This window comes from Aeromonas sp. Marseille-Q7275 (assembly GCF_965119515.1).
Genome location: NZ_CBCPLW010000010.1, coordinates 58,211 through 74,007, shown reverse-complemented (window position 1 = coordinate 74,007; position 15,797 = coordinate 58,211). Strand labels below are relative to the sequence as shown.

General features: G+C 59.9%; 16 protein-coding genes. 8 read left to right on the top strand and 8 right to left on the bottom strand.

What is annotated here, in order from left to right; all coding sequences use genetic code 11:
* Position 1 precedes the first annotated feature (1 nt).
* The 6 genes from rfbB (at position 2) to ACWPWQ_RS11305 (ending at position 7,027) form a co-directional block, all read left to right on the top strand.
* Positions 2-1,087 carry a dTDP-glucose 4,6-dehydratase gene (gene rfbB / locus ACWPWQ_RS11330; RefSeq protein WP_454009805.1) on the top strand — a complete coding sequence of 362 codons (1,086 nt, stop codon included), beginning with the start codon at positions 2-4 and terminating at the stop codon, positions 1,085-1,087.
* Positions 1,087-1,974, top strand: coding sequence for a dTDP-4-dehydrorhamnose reductase (gene rfbD / locus ACWPWQ_RS11325; protein WP_454009804.1), 888 nt, complete (start codon positions 1,087-1,089; stop codon positions 1,972-1,974). Before rfbB ends, rfbD begins: the two co-directional genes overlap by 1 nt.
* Positions 1,975-2,097: 123 nt before the next feature.
* A complete protein-coding gene (rfbA, locus tag ACWPWQ_RS11320) occupies positions 2,098-2,970 on the top strand; it encodes a glucose-1-phosphate thymidylyltransferase RfbA (RefSeq protein WP_202046224.1) in 873 nt (290 codons plus the stop codon).
* 49 nt (positions 2,971-3,019) lie between these two features.
* Positions 3,020-3,571 (top strand): dTDP-4-dehydrorhamnose 3,5-epimerase, encoded by a 552-nt coding sequence (gene rfbC, locus ACWPWQ_RS11315; RefSeq protein ID WP_202046225.1) that lies wholly within the window; start codon positions 3,020-3,022, stop codon positions 3,569-3,571.
* 143 nt (positions 3,572-3,714) lie between these two features.
* The gene (locus tag ACWPWQ_RS11310; RefSeq protein ID WP_454009803.1) at positions 3,715-5,706 is read left to right on the top strand and encodes a capsular polysaccharide biosynthesis protein; all 1,992 of its coding nucleotides are present in this window, start codon (positions 3,715-3,717) and stop codon (positions 5,704-5,706) included.
* A 7-nt stretch (positions 5,707-5,713) separates the two neighbouring features.
* Positions 5,714-7,027 carry a capsule biosynthesis protein gene (locus tag ACWPWQ_RS11305; RefSeq protein WP_454009802.1) on the top strand — a complete coding sequence of 438 codons (1,314 nt, stop codon included), beginning with the start codon at positions 5,714-5,716 and terminating at the stop codon, positions 7,025-7,027.
* A gap of 63 nt (positions 7,028-7,090) precedes the next feature.
* Here the strand turns inward: ACWPWQ_RS11305 and ACWPWQ_RS11300 are convergent, their stop codons facing one another.
* The 4 genes from ACWPWQ_RS11300 to ACWPWQ_RS11285 all read right to left on the bottom strand — a co-directional run bounded on the left by ACWPWQ_RS11300 (position 7,091) and on the right by ACWPWQ_RS11285 (position 10,431).
* Positions 7,091-7,783, bottom strand: coding sequence for an ABC transporter permease (locus ACWPWQ_RS11300; protein ID WP_275058429.1), 693 nt, complete (start codon positions 7,781-7,783; stop codon positions 7,091-7,093).
* Positions 7,784-7,876: 93 nt separating this feature from the next.
* A complete protein-coding gene (locus tag ACWPWQ_RS11295) occupies positions 7,877-8,617 on the bottom strand; it encodes an ABC transporter permease (RefSeq protein ID WP_025326495.1) in 741 nt (246 codons plus the stop codon).
* A 204-nt stretch (positions 8,618-8,821) separates the two neighbouring features.
* On the bottom strand, positions 8,822-9,595 hold the full coding sequence (locus ACWPWQ_RS11290; protein WP_139434167.1) for an ABC transporter substrate-binding protein: 774 nt from the start codon (positions 9,593-9,595) through the stop codon (positions 8,822-8,824).
* Positions 9,596-9,660: 65 nt separating this feature from the next.
* Positions 9,661-10,431: an ABC transporter ATP-binding protein gene (locus tag ACWPWQ_RS11285; RefSeq protein ID WP_025326493.1), complete on the bottom strand. Its 771-nt coding sequence runs from the start codon at positions 10,429-10,431 to the stop codon at positions 9,661-9,663.
* A gap of 531 nt (positions 10,432-10,962) precedes the next feature.
* Here ACWPWQ_RS11285 and ACWPWQ_RS11280 point away from each other — a divergent pair.
* Entirely contained in the window at positions 10,963-11,865 is a 903-nt protein-coding gene (locus tag ACWPWQ_RS11280) for a lysine exporter LysO family protein (protein ID WP_139434168.1), read from the top strand.
* Between the two features lie 78 nt (positions 11,866-11,943).
* Here the strand turns inward: ACWPWQ_RS11280 and iadA are convergent, their stop codons facing one another.
* Entirely contained in the window at positions 11,944-13,074 is a 1,131-nt protein-coding gene (iadA, locus tag ACWPWQ_RS11275; RefSeq protein ID WP_454009801.1) for a beta-aspartyl-peptidase, read from the bottom strand.
* A 66-nt stretch (positions 13,075-13,140) separates the two neighbouring features.
* A complete protein-coding gene (locus ACWPWQ_RS11270; protein WP_406569430.1) occupies positions 13,141-13,920 on the bottom strand; it encodes an ABC transporter substrate-binding protein in 780 nt (259 codons plus the stop codon).
* 436 nt (positions 13,921-14,356) lie between these two features.
* Between ACWPWQ_RS11270 and ACWPWQ_RS11265 the strand changes: the two genes are divergently transcribed.
* Entirely contained in the window at positions 14,357-14,977 is a 621-nt protein-coding gene (locus tag ACWPWQ_RS11265; protein ID WP_454009800.1) for an acyl carrier protein phosphodiesterase, read from the top strand.
* Positions 14,978-15,011: 34 nt separating this feature from the next.
* On the opposite strand, the gene ACWPWQ_RS11260 is transcribed toward ACWPWQ_RS11265, so the two are convergent.
* Together ACWPWQ_RS11260 and arsC are read right to left on the bottom strand one after the other, a co-directional pair.
* Complete coding sequence (locus ACWPWQ_RS11260) at positions 15,012-15,395, bottom strand: DUF2069 domain-containing protein (protein ID WP_139435845.1); 384 nt, start codon at positions 15,393-15,395, stop codon at positions 15,012-15,014.
* A complete protein-coding gene (gene arsC, locus ACWPWQ_RS11255; protein ID WP_454009799.1) occupies positions 15,392-15,742 on the bottom strand; it encodes an arsenate reductase (glutaredoxin) in 351 nt (116 codons plus the stop codon). Before arsC ends, ACWPWQ_RS11260 begins: the two co-directional genes overlap by 4 nt.
* Positions 15,743-15,797: the final 55 nt, after the last annotated feature.

Below are 15,797 nucleotides of genomic sequence, written 5' to 3'. Positions count from 1 at the left end.
AATGAAGATCCTTGTGACTGGCGGTGCCGGTTTTATCGGTTCTGCGGTTGTTCGCCATATCATCCAACATACCCAAGACTCAGTGGTCAACCTCGACAAGCTGACCTACGCAGGTAATCTGGAGTCCTTGGCTGAGGTCTCAAGCAGCGATCGCTATGTGTTCGAGCAGGTAGATATCTGCAACCGCGCCGAGCTGGATCGCGTCTTTGCCGCCCACCAACCCGATGCCGTGATGCACCTGGCGGCAGAGAGCCATGTCGATCGCTCCATCACCGGCCCTGCCGATTTCATCGAAACCAATATCGTCGGCACCTATATGTTGCTGGAAGCAGCCCGAGCCTATTGGAACGTGCTGGACGAGACGCGCAAGGCGGCCTTCCGCTTCCATCATATCTCCACCGATGAGGTATATGGCGACCTGCCCCATCCCGATGAAGTTGCTCCCGGTGAGGCGTTGCCGCTCTTTACCGAAACGACCCCTTATGCCCCGAGCAGCCCCTATTCAGCCTCCAAGGCCTCCAGCGACCATCTGGTCCGCGCCTGGCGCCGTACGTATGGCCTGCCGACTGTGGTCACCAATTGCTCCAACAACTACGGTCCCTATCACTTCCCCGAGAAGCTGATCCCGTTGGTGATCCTGAATGCACTGGATGGCAAGCCGCTGCCGGTTTATGGCAAGGGCGACCAGATCCGTGACTGGCTCTATGTAGAAGATCACGCCCGCGCGCTTTATACCGTGGTCACCACAGGTGTCATCGGCGAGACCTACAACATCGGTGGTCACAACGAGAAGCAGAACCTGGAGGTGGTACACACCATCTGCGATCTGCTCGATGAGATGGTGCCGAAAGCAGGATCTTATCGTGATCAAATCACCTATGTGGCCGACCGCCCCGGTCACGACCGTCGTTATGCCATCGATGCCAGCAAGATGAGCGCCGAGCTGGATTGGCAACCACAAGAGACTTTCGAATCCGGCATTCGCAAAACCGTGCTGTGGTACCTGGAAAATCAGCAGTGGGTCGGTAACGTCAAGAGCGGGGCCTATCAATCCTGGATCGAGCAAAACTACGGGGAGCGTGCCTGATGCATATCCTGTTGTTCGGCAAGAATGGCCAGGTAGGCTGGGAGTTGCAGCGCTCACTCGCCCCGTTGGGCCGAGTCACCGCCGTCGACTTCGATTCCACCGATTATTGCGGTGATTTCAGCAACCCTGCCGGGGTGGCCGAAACAGTGCGCCTGCTCAAGCCGGATGTGATTGTCAATGCCGCAGCCCACACCGCCGTCGACAAGGCGGAAAGCGAGCGGGAATTCGCCGAGCTGCTCAACGCCACCAGCGTGGCCGCGATTGCCAAAGAAGCCGAAGCGCTGGGTGCCTGGCTGGTGCACTACTCCACCGATTATGTCTTCGATGGCAGTGGCGAACGCCCTTGGATCGAGAGTGATAAGACTGCCCCGCTCAACGTCTATGGGGAGACCAAGTTGGCAGGGGAACAGGCAGCAGCGCTTTGTGCTCGCCATCTTATCTTTCGTACCAGCTGGGTGTATGCCGCCCGTGGCGCCAACTTTGCCAAGACCATGCTGCGCTTTGGCAAGGAGCGCAGTGAAATGTCGGTCATCCATGATCAGTTTGGCGCTCCAACCGGGGCCGAACTACTGGCCGACTGTACCGCTCATGCGATCCGGACCGCGCAATACAAACCCGAAGTGGCGGGGCTCTACCATCTGATTGCCTCCGGTACTACTACCTGGTTTGACTATGCCCAGCTGGTGTTTGCCAAAGCGAGGGCCGCAGGGGTTGAACTGGCAGTCACACAAGTCAATGCCGTCCCGACCAGCGCGTTCCCAACGCCTGCCAAGCGTCCCCACAACTCGCGACTCGATACCACCAAGTTCCAGCACGTTTTCAACCTGCGCCTGCCGGACTGGAAAGTCGGTGTCGAGCGGATGCTGACCGAGATCCTCGGAAAATAAGAAAATAAAGATAGCGTGGGTATACTGTCTCACGCTCCAGTAGGGATAAAACGCAAAGTGAGTGTTATTTAAGCGCATTCACTTTGATGGGTTACATAATTCAAAGATAAGAAATCAAGCACTATGAACAAACGTAAAGGTATTATTCTGGCCGGGGGCTCTGGCACTCGTCTCTATCCCGTCACCATGGCCGTCAGCAAACAACTGCTGCCCATCTATGACAAGCCGATGATCTATTACCCGTTGAGTACCCTGATGCTGGCGGGTATTCGCGATATTTTGATCATCAGCACGCCACAAGATACCCCTCGCTTCGAGCAGTTGCTGGGCGATGGCAGCCAATGGGGCCTGAATCTGCAATACAAGGTGCAGCCAAGCCCAGATGGCCTGGCGCAGGCCTTTATTCTGGGGGAAGAGTTTATTGGCTCTGACCCCTGTGCACTGGTGCTGGGTGATAATATCTTCTATGGCCACGACCTGCAGAAACAGTTGGAGGCAGCCGCCGCCAAGCCTTATGGCGCCACCGTGTTTGCCTATCATGTACACGATCCAGAACGCTATGGCGTGGTGGAGTTTGATAAGCAGGGAACGGCGATTTCTCTGGAAGAGAAGCCGCTGGAGCCCAAGAGCAACTATGCGGTGACTGGCCTCTATTTCTACGATAACAGCGTGGTGGAGATTGCGAAAAGCCTGAAGCCTTCTCCTCGTGGTGAACTGGAAATTACCGACGTGAACCGTATCTACCTCGAGCAGGGGAATTTGTCGGTGGCCATGATGGGCCGAGGCTATGCCTGGCTGGATACCGGCACCCATGAAAGCCTGATTGAGGCGAGCAACTTTATTCAGACCATCGAACATCGCCAGGGATTGAAAGTGGCATGTCCTGAAGAAATTGCGTTCCACAAAGGCTTTATCACTGCCGAGCAGGTGATGAAACTGGCGGAGCCGTTGAAAAAGAACGCCTACGGTCAGTATCTGTTGAAAATGCTGAAGTAATAATTTCCCAATGGGGCTATCAGCCCCATTTATACACCAGGTATTCATGATGAATGTTATTCAAACCAAGATCCCCGATGTTTTTATCTTTGAGCCAAAAGTGTTCGGCGATGACCGTGGTTTTTTCTTTGAGAGTTTCAATCACCAACAATTCGAAGCGGCCATAGGTCGTAGTGTGACCTTTGTACAAGATAACCACTCCAAATCATCCAAAGGCGTATTACGCGGCTTGCATTATCAACTGCCCCCCCACGCCCAAGGGAAGCTGGTGCGCTGCGTCGCGGGTGAAGTGTTTGATGTTGCAGTGGATATCAGGAAAAGCTCGCCGACATTTGGCCAGTGGGTGGGTGTGCATCTTTCTGGTGACAACAAGCATCAACTGTGGATCCCGGAAGGGTTCGCCCACGGTTTTGTTACCTTGACTGACACTGCAGAGTTTTTGTACAAAACCACCAATTATTATGCCCCCAGCAGTGACCGAGGCATTAAGTGGAATGATGACTCCATTGCAATTGAATGGCCTGCTCTGGATTGCGATATCATTACGTCCGCAAAAGACAGCGTTGCCAAGTCATTACTCGATGCAGACCTCTTTATCTGAATCCCACTCCCCGTCCCGATACGGGGAGTTTTCTACAGCGCAGAGCAAAAATGAAATTATTGACAGGTTCAAAAGGCATCCTGGCCAGAAAAGCAAATATTGAACCTATGCTTGGCTGCCAGTTACACCTCTTCCACGACAATATGCCGTTTGCTGACAATGACGTGATAGTGGGCTGGGGTCAAAAGTCCAATACCTATCAAATAAGGCAGAAAGCGAAGTCGCTGGGACTGCCCTATTGGCAACTGGAAGATGGCTTTATCGGCTATATCGGCCATCCGGCCAAGGGCGGCAAGGCGGTGTCCCTTATCGCCGATCCGGTCGGTATCTATTACGATGCCCGCCAGCCCAGCCAGCTTGAACAGCTTATCGCCACCCCCTGTGACGCCGCCATGCTGGCGCGAGCCGAGCGGCTTGTCCATGAACTGATACGCCTTGGGGTCACCAAATACAACTGCTATGCCGGGCGACCCGCCTCTCTCTCTTCTCATTCGGCGACCAGCCTGACGGCGAAGGATGTGGGTGGGCTGCCTGTGGCGCTGGCCCAGCGTCTGCTGCAAGATGGCAGGCCCTGCGTCTTGCTGGTGGATCAGGTGGCCGGGGATCTCTCCATTCCCGGCGCCCTGGCCAGCGAGGCGGACTTTATCGCCATGGTGGAGGCGGCGCGGCGCAATCATCCCGATGCCCGTCTCTTGCTTCGCACCCACCCGGATACCCGCTTTGGCAAGAAGAGTGGCGTGCTGGCCAGACTGAAACTGAGGGATGTAGAGATCGTTGCCGACCATTGTCATCCCCATGCCCTGCTCAACCTGGTGGACGCCGTTTACACAGTGTCATCCCAGCTTGGCTTCGAGGCGCTGCTGCTCGGCAAATCGGTGTATTGCTTCGGCATGCCGTTTTATGCGGGTTGGGGTCTGACCCAGGACAGCAAGCCGTGTGAACGCCGCAACGTTCAGGTGTCACTGGCCCAGCTGGTGGCGGCGGCACTGATCTGCTATCCCCGCTATCTGGATCCCGTGCTTGGCCAGCGCTGCGAGGTGGAAGAGGTGATCGCCATCATCGCCCGCCAGCAGAAGGCCGCTCCCCGCTGGCGCAGGCTCTATCTGGTGGGATTCTCCTTGTGGAAGCGCACCTTTATGCAGGCCTTCTGCCGGCCCCTGGCCGAGGAACTCTGTTTTGTGCGCAAGCCGCCAAAACGGCTGACCGGTGACGAGCAGGTGCTGGTATGGGGCAGTCGTTACCCCGAGCTCACCTCGGCCATTCGGGTGGAAGATGGCTTTATCCGCTCCAGGGGGCTTGGCTCCAACCTGTGCCGCCCCTCTTCCCTGTCGCTGGATCCGGTCGGGATCTATTTCGACAGCCGCAGCCCCAGCGGGCTCGAGCAGTTGCTCAATTATCAGGAGCTGACCCAGTCACAGCTCGATCGGGGCGAGCAACTGCTCACCCTGCTGCGCGAAAACAAGGTGAGCAAATACAATGTCGGCGCCCCGGAGCACTTCACGCCTCCCGCCGATGGCCGTCCCCTGGTGCTGGTGGTGGGCCAGGTGGATGGGGATGCCTCCATCCTGACCGGCAGCCCGACCATTCGCAGCAACGAGCAGTTGCTGTGGGCGGTGCGCGCCGCCAAGCCAGAGGCCCACATCCTCTACAAACCTCACCCGGATGTGGTGGCGGGCAATCGGGCCGGGGCCATTTCTGCGGCCTGCCTGGCGGAGTGCGTGGACAGCCAGGTGCTGGATATCGGCCTGACCAGCCTCTATCCCCACGTGGACGAGCTGCACACCATGACCTCCCTGAGCGGCTTCGAGGCGCTGGTGCAAGGGGTCAAGGTGACGACCTGGGGCCAGCCCTTCTACAGCGGCTGGGGGCTGACCACGGACGCCCATCCCCCGGCCCGGCGCCAGCGCTCGCTCCCCCTGGCGGCACTGGTCTATCTGACCCTGGTGGCCTATCCGCTCTATATCGATTGGCAGAGCGGGCTCTGGATAAGTCCGGAGCAGTTGATCCGCCAACTGGCCTCACAAGGCCAATCATCCGGCCGCAAGTCGAGCCGCTGGCAGCGCTGGCAAGTCAAGCTGAATTATCTGGTGCAGACTCTGCTGCAACGCCCCTCCCTTCCCCAGTTGATGAGATAAGTCGTACATGAAGATTTTGCTGCTGCAAGGACCGCTGGGCCCCTTCTTTCAGACCCTCAGCAAGGCGCTTTCCGACGCCGGCCACGAGGTCTACAAGATCCACTTCAACGGGGGGGATGAGTGCTGGCGCTGCGTGGGCCATAGCGAACGCTTCACTGGCAAGCCGGATACCTGGAACACCTTCTTTCGCCGCTTCATCAAGCGCCATGGCATCGACAGCCTCATCTGTTACGGCGATTGCCGTTACTACCATCAGCAGGCCATCCGTATCTGCAAGCTGAAAAAGATCCGTGTCTGGGCCATGGAGGAGGGTTATCTGCGCCCCGACTTCGTGACCCTGGAGCAAGGGGGCGTCAATGCCTTCAGCCCGCTCTATGCCAAGCGTGACTCGCTGGCCGAGATGACGTGGCCAGCGCCTTATGAGGCGCCGCTGAAGGTGGGCAAGACCTTCGCCTGCCGGGCCTGGTATGCCAGCCGCTACCACATCAACAAGAACCTGTTGCACTGGCGCTACCCCCATTTCGTCAATCACAGGCCCTGGAGCCTCTATCAGGAGGCCAGGGGCTGGGTGGCTGGGGGCTTGGTGAAGTGGAGGCACAGATGGACAGATCGCAACCTGCTCAAGGCCCTGCCCCGGCACAAGGGGCATATCTTCTTCGTGCCGCTCCAGGTCACCGAAGACTTTCAGATCCGGGAGCATTCGGATTTGAGCGGGGTGGAAGAGATGGTCGCCCAGGTGATGAACTCCTTCGCCGAGCACGCCCGCCGCGAGGATGTGCTGCTGTTCAAGCACCACCCCATGGATCGGGGCTATGTCAGTTATCAGTCCCAGATCAACCGGTTGGTGACGCTGCTCGGGCTGGAAGGGCGGGTGTTCTATGGCTATGAGCTGCCACTGCCCACCCTCTATCCGCTGCTCAAGGGGGTCATCACCATCAACAGCACGGTGGGCCTCTCCGCCCTGCTGCACCAGGTGCCGACCTTCTGCATGGGGCGTGCCCTCTATGATCTGCCAGGTCTGACGACAAGAGGCTCCCTTGAGGGGTTTTGGCACAAACAAAATCCGGTTTGCAAAAAGACCTTCGAGCGGATGCGCCAGTCCTTGCTGCATCTGACCCAGCTCAACGCCAGCTTCTACCGTCATCTGGACATGGGTGCCATGGCCGTGGTGGAGAAGATCCAGCAGCACAATGTGCAGGCCCCCTCTGCCCAGAAGAGTCAACGCGCGGCAACACCTTCCGGCGTTGTCGGGGCCTTGGCCATTCTGGGTGCATTTTGCCTCCTGACCGAGGAGATGCTCACACCCGTGACCATGCTCTAGCTCATGCCGAGCATGAAAAAGCCCGCGACTGCGGGCTTTTTTGTCTCTGGCTTTTGTATCAGATCATACGCTGCGGGGACGCAGGTGGGCGTGCCAGCGGGCCTCCCACTTCTTGAACAGCCAGACGATGGCGAAGGTGAGCAGCATGTAGAGCAGGCCTGCGGTCAGGAAGGCCTCGAACGGACTGTAGTAGCGGGAGTTGATGATCCGCGCCGCACCTGTCAGGTCGACGATGGTGATGATGCCCGCCACCGCCGAGCCTTGCAGCATGAAGATCACCTCGTTGCTGTAGGCGGGCAGCGCACGGCGAAACGAGTTGGGCAGTATGATGCGGGTGAGGGTCTGCCAGCGGCTCATGCCGAAGGCGTTGGCCGCCTCAATCTGCCCCTTTGGCATGTTCAGCACGGCGCCGCGCACTATCTCTGCGGTGTAGGCACCGGTGTTGAGGGTGAACGCCAGCAGGGCGCAGAACCAGGCCTCGGAGAAGAGCACCCAGGCGGGGCCGTTCTTGAGCCACTCCCACTGGGCAGCCCCGTAGTAGATGATGAACAGCTGCACCAGCAGCGGGGTGCCGCGGAAGAAGTAGATATAAGCCCAGATCGGCCCCTTGATCAGCCAGTTGCGGCTGTTGCGCAGAATGCCCATGGGCACCGCCAGCATGAGGCCGAGCATGAGGGAGGCCGCCACCAGCCAGATGGTGGTGTAGAAGCCCTCCCAGTAGGTGGGCCACTCCGTGAGAATGATGGAAAAATCCATGGCTTACCTCGTCTTGATCGTGATGGAGATACGCTCGGCACTGACACCGCGACGATCACAGTAAACGAATGACTGCATTGAATACGGCATGGCTTACCTCGTCTTGATGGCGTAGTGACGCTCGGCCCACTTGAGCGCCGAGGTCGAGACTGCGGTGAAGATCAGGAAGATCAGCGCCACCGCCATGTAGAAGGTAAAGGGCTGCTGGGTCGAGCCCGCCGCCAGGGACGCCTTTCGCACCATGTCATCGAGCCCGATGATGGAGACCAGGGCCGTGGTTTTGAGCAATACCAGCCAGTTGTTGCCAAAGCCAGGCAGGGCGTGGCGCATCATCTGGGGGAAGAGGATCCGCACAAACACCTGGGTCGCCCGCATGCCAAAGGCACGGGCCGCCTCGAGCTCCCCCTTGTCCACCGCCAGGATGGCGCCACGGAAGGTCTCGGTCATGTAGGCACCGAAGATGAAGCCTATGGTGGCGACCCCGGCCGCAAAGGGGCTGATGTCGATGTAATCCGGCAGCAGGGAGACCCACTCCTGGTTAGGGTTACTCTCCAGCAGGTAGTTGTTGTAGGCCTCGTTGACCCAGGTGCAGATCCCGTTGATCAGCACCTGGCCGCCGAAGAACAGCAGCATCATCAGCACCAGATCCGGGATGCCGCGAATGACGGTGGTGTAGGCGGTCGCGATGCCGCGCGCCCACTTGTAGGGGGAGAGCTTGGCCAGGGCGCCCAGCATGCCGAGCACCAGCGCCAGCAGCAGAGAGGCCAGTGCCACCTCCAGGGTGACCCAGGCCCCCTCCAGCAGGGAGGTTTCGTATCCTTTCAAATCAAACATATGCGGCTCCATTGCAACGCATTGAGCGGGCTTGCCCGTCCCAATATCCTTTCAAACCAAACACATGCAGCTCCATTGCAACTAAGCGGGCCCATCGCTCCCTTGCGAGAGACAACGGGCCCGATGAGGACAGACGAGGGTCAACCTGTCGTGATGATCCGCCGCAATCCCTTCGGCGGCTACCCGGGGTAGCGCGCCTGGGAGTTACTCGCCGTACACGTCGAAGTCGAAGTACTTGTCGTTGATTTCCTTGTACTTGCCGTTGGCGCGCAGGGCCAGGATGGCGGCATTGAATTTCTCTTTCAGATCCTTGTCAGCCTTGCGTACCGCGATGCCGGCACCCTCGCCAAACCACTTGGGATCGGTCAGCTTGGGCCCTACGAACTCGAAGGCGTCGCCGCCCTCTTTCTTCAGCAGGCCGTCGCTGATGGCGGCGGAGTCGGCCATCACATAGTCAACCCGGCCGGATTTCAGATCGAGATAGGCCTCGTCCGCGGTGCCGTAGCGCTTGATGGTGGCATTGGGGAAGTTGTCTGTGATGTAGGTGTCCATGGAGGTGGCACGCTGCACGGCGATGGTCTTGCCATCCATGAAGGCCTTGTCGAGCTGCACCTCGGTGCCTTTCTTGGCGGCGAAGCGGGCCGGAATGTGCTGGTACTTCTGGGTGAAGTCCACCTTCTTCTTGCGCTCTTCGGTGATGTCCATGGTGGCGATGATGGCGTCATACTTGCGTGACAGCAGCGCCGGAATGATGCCATCCCAATCCTGCTTGATCAGGGTGCACTTCACCTTCATCTCTTCACACAGGGCGTTGGCGATGTCGATGTCAAAGCCTTTCACCTCGCCGCTCGGCTCGGTCCAGGAGAAGGGGGGATAGGCACCTTCCACCCCGATCCGCACCTCTTTCCACTCCTTGGCCATCAGGCTACCGGAACACAGGGCCGTCATCACGGCAGTCGCCAGCATCAGCTTGTTCATGTATCTCTCCTTGATAAACACGTCGATCGTTGAAAACGCAGAATATTGAAAATACCGCTCCTCCATCAATAGATGGAAGAGATGAATTGCTTGAATCGCTCAGACTTGGGATGGGCGAAGATCTCCTTGGGATTGCCCTCCTCCTCCACCCGCCCCTGGTGCAGGAACATCACCTTGTTGGAGACGTCACGGGCGAACGACATCTCGTGGGTGACCACCAGCATGGTGCGCCCCTCCTCCGCCAGCTCGCGCATCAGGCCGAGCACCTCCCCCACCAGCTCGGGATCGAGCGCCGAGGTGGGCTCGTCGAACAGCATCACCTCGGGCTCGACCGCCAGGGCACGGGCGATGGCCGCCCGCTGCTGCTGGCCGCCGGAGAGGTGGCCGGGGTAGTAGTCGCGCCGCTCCCACAGCCCCACCCGGTTGAGCAGCTGCTCCGCCTTGGCGATGGCCTCGGCACGGGGCACCTTGAGCACCTGGATCGGGACTTCGATGATGTTCTGCATGATGGTCATGTGGGACCAGAGGTTGAAGCTTTGAAACACCATGGCCAGGCGGCTGCGAATGCGCTCCACCTGACGCATGTCCTCAGGCAGGCGTTCGCCGGCCCGATTGCTCTTCATGCGGATCAGCTCGCCATGGAGTGAGACCGTGCCGGAAGAGGGGGTTTCCAGCAGATTGATACAGCGTAGAAAGGTCGACTTCCCCGAACCCGAGGAGCCGATCAGGGAGATCACATCCCCCTTGCGGGCCGTCATATCGATGCCCTTGAGCACTTCGTGGGTGCCAAAATACTTGTGCAGTTCACGAACTTCCAGTGCGGCAACGTCGCTCATCCATTACAACCTTGTCTGTCCCTAGACGCCGCTACGGCGTGACTCCACCATCGTGAATTTAACAAAAAGTTAACCGATGGCAACCTTCAGCGAAAATATCATTCAGGTAGTTAAAAAACAATACAGAACCGAGGTATTTAGTGGTTTATCTGTATTTTTATTGGCCTTGGCGGTATTTTTCAGCACTTTGTCTGCATAAAATCCGCTTTGCACCACCTCCGGAATACCGCCTTTTTATACCCGGAACGCACCAGTAGCAAGAAGATTCAGCCATTTCAGTCAGAAGCCGTTCAGAGTCACTTTATTCACCCCGCCTCGGCTGAACAAAACGCACTTTTTTCTGAATGGAATTGATTTTATTGGCGATGACGGCCCGAGATCAGAGGGCTCCGGGAAGGCGGTCTCGCCATGGAAAAGTAACAAACCGATAAAAAAAGGGTCGAATGAGGCATACAAACTCGTGGATTTATGACTCTTGGCCAATAAGTAGTGGTAATGTGTCGTTTTCCCAGTTTTGTGACCGAGGCCCCAATGTTGCTGAATGTGTTGCTGATCCTGCTGCCGTTAGGTGTCGGCTATCTTGTCCCCCTCTCCTCCACCCGGCTCATCAAGCTGATCAATCAATCCCTCGGCAAGATGGTCTATCTCATCCTGTTCCTGATGGGGCTGGGGCTGGCCTATGTGGAGAACCTCGGCAGCAACCTGGCGGTGATCTTCAAGGTGGCCGGGGTGATGCTGGCCGCCATCACCGCCTGCAACCTGCTGGCGCTCTGGTGGCTGGACAGACGCAGCCCCCCCACCCACGAGTCGAGCGACGCCAGGATGCCGAGCAAGCTGCATCTGCTGTGGGAGTCGCTCCAGCTCTGCTTCGTGGTGCTCGGCGGCGTGCTGCTGGGTCTGCTGGTGGACTTGCGCGCCCTGCCCATCGACAAGTGGAGCGAGTGGGCCCTGATGCTGTTGCTGCTGCTCATCGGCATCCAGATGCGCAACTCCGGCATGCGGCTGCGCCAGATCCTGCTCAACCCCTGGGGCATGAAGATAGCCGCCACCGTCATCCTCAGCAGCTGGCTCGGCAGCCTGCTGGCCTCACAACTGCTGGGCATGCCCTTTGCCCATGGTCTGGCGATGAGCTCCAGCTTCGGCTGGTATTCGCTCTCCGGCATCCTGGTGGCCGACAAGCTGGGGCCTGTGCTCGGCTCCGCCGCCTTCATCAACGATCTGGGGCGCGAGCTCATCGCCATCCTCATCATTCCGGTGCTGATGCGTCGCCACCCCTCCGCCGCCATCGGTTACGGTGGTGCCACCGCGCTGGACTTCACCCTGCCGGTCATCCAGAAATCCGGCGGCATCCAGGTGGTCCCTGTGGCCATCGTCTCGGGCTTTATCCTGAGTCTGCTCGGCCCCATCCTGATCCTGGGCTTCCTCGCTATCTGATCCTGGAGAAAGCACCCAGGCGAACAAAAGCCCGGCAGCAGTGCCGGGCTTTTCGTTTACTGACGGGCGCACACTGGCTCAGGTTCGCCACTGGCCGCCGCTCATCACCCTCTCGATGGCGAGGTGCTCAGGTGCTATCAGCAGCAGATCCGCATCCTGCCCCACTCCTATCACCCCCTTGCCCGCCAGCCCCAGGGCCCGCGCCGGATTGGCCGTGACCACCCCGAGGGCGACCTCGAGCGACACCCCGAGGGCGCAGGCGCGGACGCACTCCTGCCACAGGCTGGCAATCTGGCCGCAGCGCATCTCCACAAGGCGCCCCTCGCCGTCAAAACGCGGCAGGCTGGCGTTGGCATCCGAGCTGAAGCTGATGCGATTGGCAGGCACTCCAGCAGCCAGCAGCGCCACCAGCGCCTCTGCCGCCAGTTGCTCGCCATCGTCCAGCAGCTCGGGGAAGCTCGAGGTGGTGAGATCGATCCAGCCCCCCGCCCGGCCCCAGTCGATGGCCTCGGCAAAGAGCCAGGGGTTGCGGTTGCAGTGGGTGGGATAGAGCTGGCGCAGGGGGATGTCGGTGCCATCGCGCAGGGCCCGCAGGGGTGCCAGGGCCCCGCCGCCATCCCCGACGTGGAAGAAGCTGACCCCGCTCTTGCCCGCGAGCAGCCCGGCCACCCGCGCCTCGCTCACCAGCCGCGCCAGCTCGTCATGAGTCGGCGCACTGGATCTGTGATCGCTGATGGCCAGCTCCCCCACCCCCAGCACCTCGGGGATCAGCATGATGTCCGACTCCACCCTGCCGGTGAGGGTCTTGACCGGCAGGTGATAGGAGCCGGTATACATGTAAGCGCTCACCCCGGCGGCGCGAAACTCGCGCACCTTGCCGAGCACCTGGGCCGGGGTGCGGGTCAGGCTGTCGGTGCCGAGCGCCGCCACCAGCGTGGTGACCCCGGCCTTGAGAGCCTCCCCCGCCGCGAGTTCAGGGGTACGAAAAGGCAAAGCCCCCCTCCCCACCGCCCCCGTGAAGAGGGCCAGAGGAACCACCAGCCCGGGCACCAGGTAGCGGCCACGGCCGTCGACGCGCACCAGCGGCCAGTCATGTGGGACCGTCAGCCCCTTGCCCAGCCAGGCGATGCGGCCGTCGGCCACCAGCAGATCCTGCTGGCCGAGCGGGGCCGGGCTATGAATTTCCGCACCCTCGATCAGGGTCAACATGGGTCATCTCCTTGTTTCATCACCACTTGCCGCGAAAAAAGAGAGGGAGCAAGCTCCCTCCCCCCATCAGCCACCATAGATATCGTACTTGAAGTACTTCTGGTTGATCTCCTGATACTTGCCATTGGCTCGCAGGGTCTTGATCGCCTCGTCCAGTTTGGCCTTGAGATCCTGATCGCCCTTGCGTACCGCAATCCCCATGCCGTCACCAAACCACTGGCGATCGGTCAGGGCCGGCCCCACATACTCGAACTTGTCCCCTCCCGCCTTGCCGAGCAGCCCCTGATCGATGGCCGAGGCATCGGCCAGCAAGGCCAGCACCCGGCCCGCCTTCAGATCGAGATAGGCCTCGTCGGCATTGCCGTAACGCACTATGGTGACATCGGAGCCAAAGTTGTCCGTCAGGTACTTGTCGTGGGTGGTGGCACGCTGCACACCGATGCGCTTGCCTGCCATCCCCGCCGGGGTCAGCGCCAGCTCGGTGCCCTTGGCCGCCACGAAGCGGTTGGGGATATGGGCATATTTCTCGGTGAAATCCACCTTCTTGCGCCGCTCGTCGGTGATCGACATGGCGGCGATGATCGCATCGTATTTGCGCGACAGCAGGGCCGGGATCATGCCGTCCCAATCCTGCGCCACCAGCTCGCACTTGACGGCCATCTGCTGGCACAGGGCATGGGCAAGATCGATGTCAAAGCCCTTGATCTCCCCCGACGCATCGGTCCAGGAGAAGGGGGGATAGGCGCCTTCCACACCGAAGCGCACGGTTTTCCACTCCTTGGCCGTGACGGGGGTGGTGAGCAGGCAGGCAGCAAACAGGGCTGACAGGGTCAGTTTGGTATTCATCATGAGTACTCCATTACAAAGCGCACAGGCGCGGTCAAGGCATCGCAAGCGTGGGCAAGCGATGGCCAACAAACGGCAAAACGCGGATGAGCGAGATCAGCCCCCTGGATATCAATGATCGACAGATATCAATGATCGTCGGGTATCAATGATCGGCGGGCGTCAATGAGCTGCTCCGGGGCCTCGATCTATTCGTCGAACCACTCGGAGAGGTAGAAAGGCTTGAAGTAGAAGGCCAGAAAGAAACCTCTGGCTTTGCGCATCATGATGGTCTGTCGCGTCCTGTGACAAAGATGAGAGCCACCTTAGCACGCCTCAAATTTGCCCTGCAAGAGGGGCTTGTGGGGCCAACGCAACATCCTGGCCATGGTCAACAGAACCAGGATCCTCTAGGCTCTGAGCACCTTGCCATCGACCCGCACACGACCCTGATCCCATGAATTACCTGGCGCACCTCCATCTGGCGGCCCACACCCGAAGCTCCCTCACCGGCAACCTGCTGGGGGACTTCATCAAGGGGCCCCTGCCCACAGGCCTCGCGGCCCATTTCGACGAGGGGATCTGGCTGCACCGCAAGATAGATGCCTTCACCGATGCCCACCCCGAGCACAGGGCGGCGGTCGCCTGCTTCGAGGCCCCCTGGCGCCGCTTTGGCGGCATCCTGGTGGACATGCTCTACGACCACTGGCTGAGCCGCCACTGGCAGCAATTTTGCCCGGATCCCCTGCCCCGCTTCCTGCGGCAGAGCTATGGCCAGCTGCTGGCGGATCACGCCCGCCTGCCGGATGGCCTGCCAATGGCCCTCAGGCGGATGGCCGAGCAGGACTGGATCGCCTCGTACCGGCACCGGGAGGGGCTGAGTCAGGCCCTCAACGGCATAGGCCGGCGCCTGCGTCGCCCCCTGCTGCTGGGAGAGGCACTCCATACCCTGGATGAGGGCCGCTGGCGCGACTGCGAACGGGGGTTTCTGCGCTTCTATCCCGAGGTGATGCGCTTCAGTGAGCGGCAACTCACCCACTACCGCAGGGACCAGGACGAGGCAGAATCAAGACAATGAAAAACGCCCCGAGCGGGGCGTTGAGAGGGCGCTATTACCGGGCTTCATCCTTCTTCTTGCGAATGCTCAGACCCAGCTCTCGGCCGCGCAGACGGGCGTAATAGATGGTGCCGACGAAGGCCAGGGTGGTGAACACCAGCTCCACCACCGCCAGCCACCGCTCCCCCTCGTCCGTGGTGATCAGGGTCAGGGCGTGGAGGAAATAGGGCATCAGCACGAAGTTGCCCCAGGCGTGGGTGTAGGGGTTGCCCTGCACTATGCCCTTCAGGGGGAAGAGCAGCGGCACGGTCCAGATCACCGGCAGCAACCAGGGATTGAGATCCGGGTGGGGGGAGAGCCACAGATGCCAGAGGATGACCCAGGCCAGCAGGCCGAAGAAGCCGACCAGGGTCAGCAGACGGGCGAAGCGGGTGCTCACTTGAGGATCTCCAGCACCTGCTCGGGCGGACGGCCGATGCGGGCCTGACCGTTCCTGATGACGATGGGGCGCTCGATGAGCTTGGGATGCTGGTGCATGGCGCGAATGAGGGCGTCGCCGTTCACTTCGCTGAGCCCCAGCTCCTTGTAGAGATCCTCCTTGGTGCGCATCAGCTGGCGCGGATCGGCGAACCCGAGCTGACCCAGCAGGGTGCGGATATCATCCTCGCTCGGCGCCTGTTCGAGATAGAGCACCACCTCGGGGGTTATCCCCTGCTGTTCCAGCAAGGCCAGGGTTTCACGGCTCTTGGAGCAGCGCGGGTTGTGATAGATTTGGGTCTCGCTCATGGTAACTCCCTGATATTGCAAGATGGGACAACAAATGGCGCTATTGTAGGGGAAA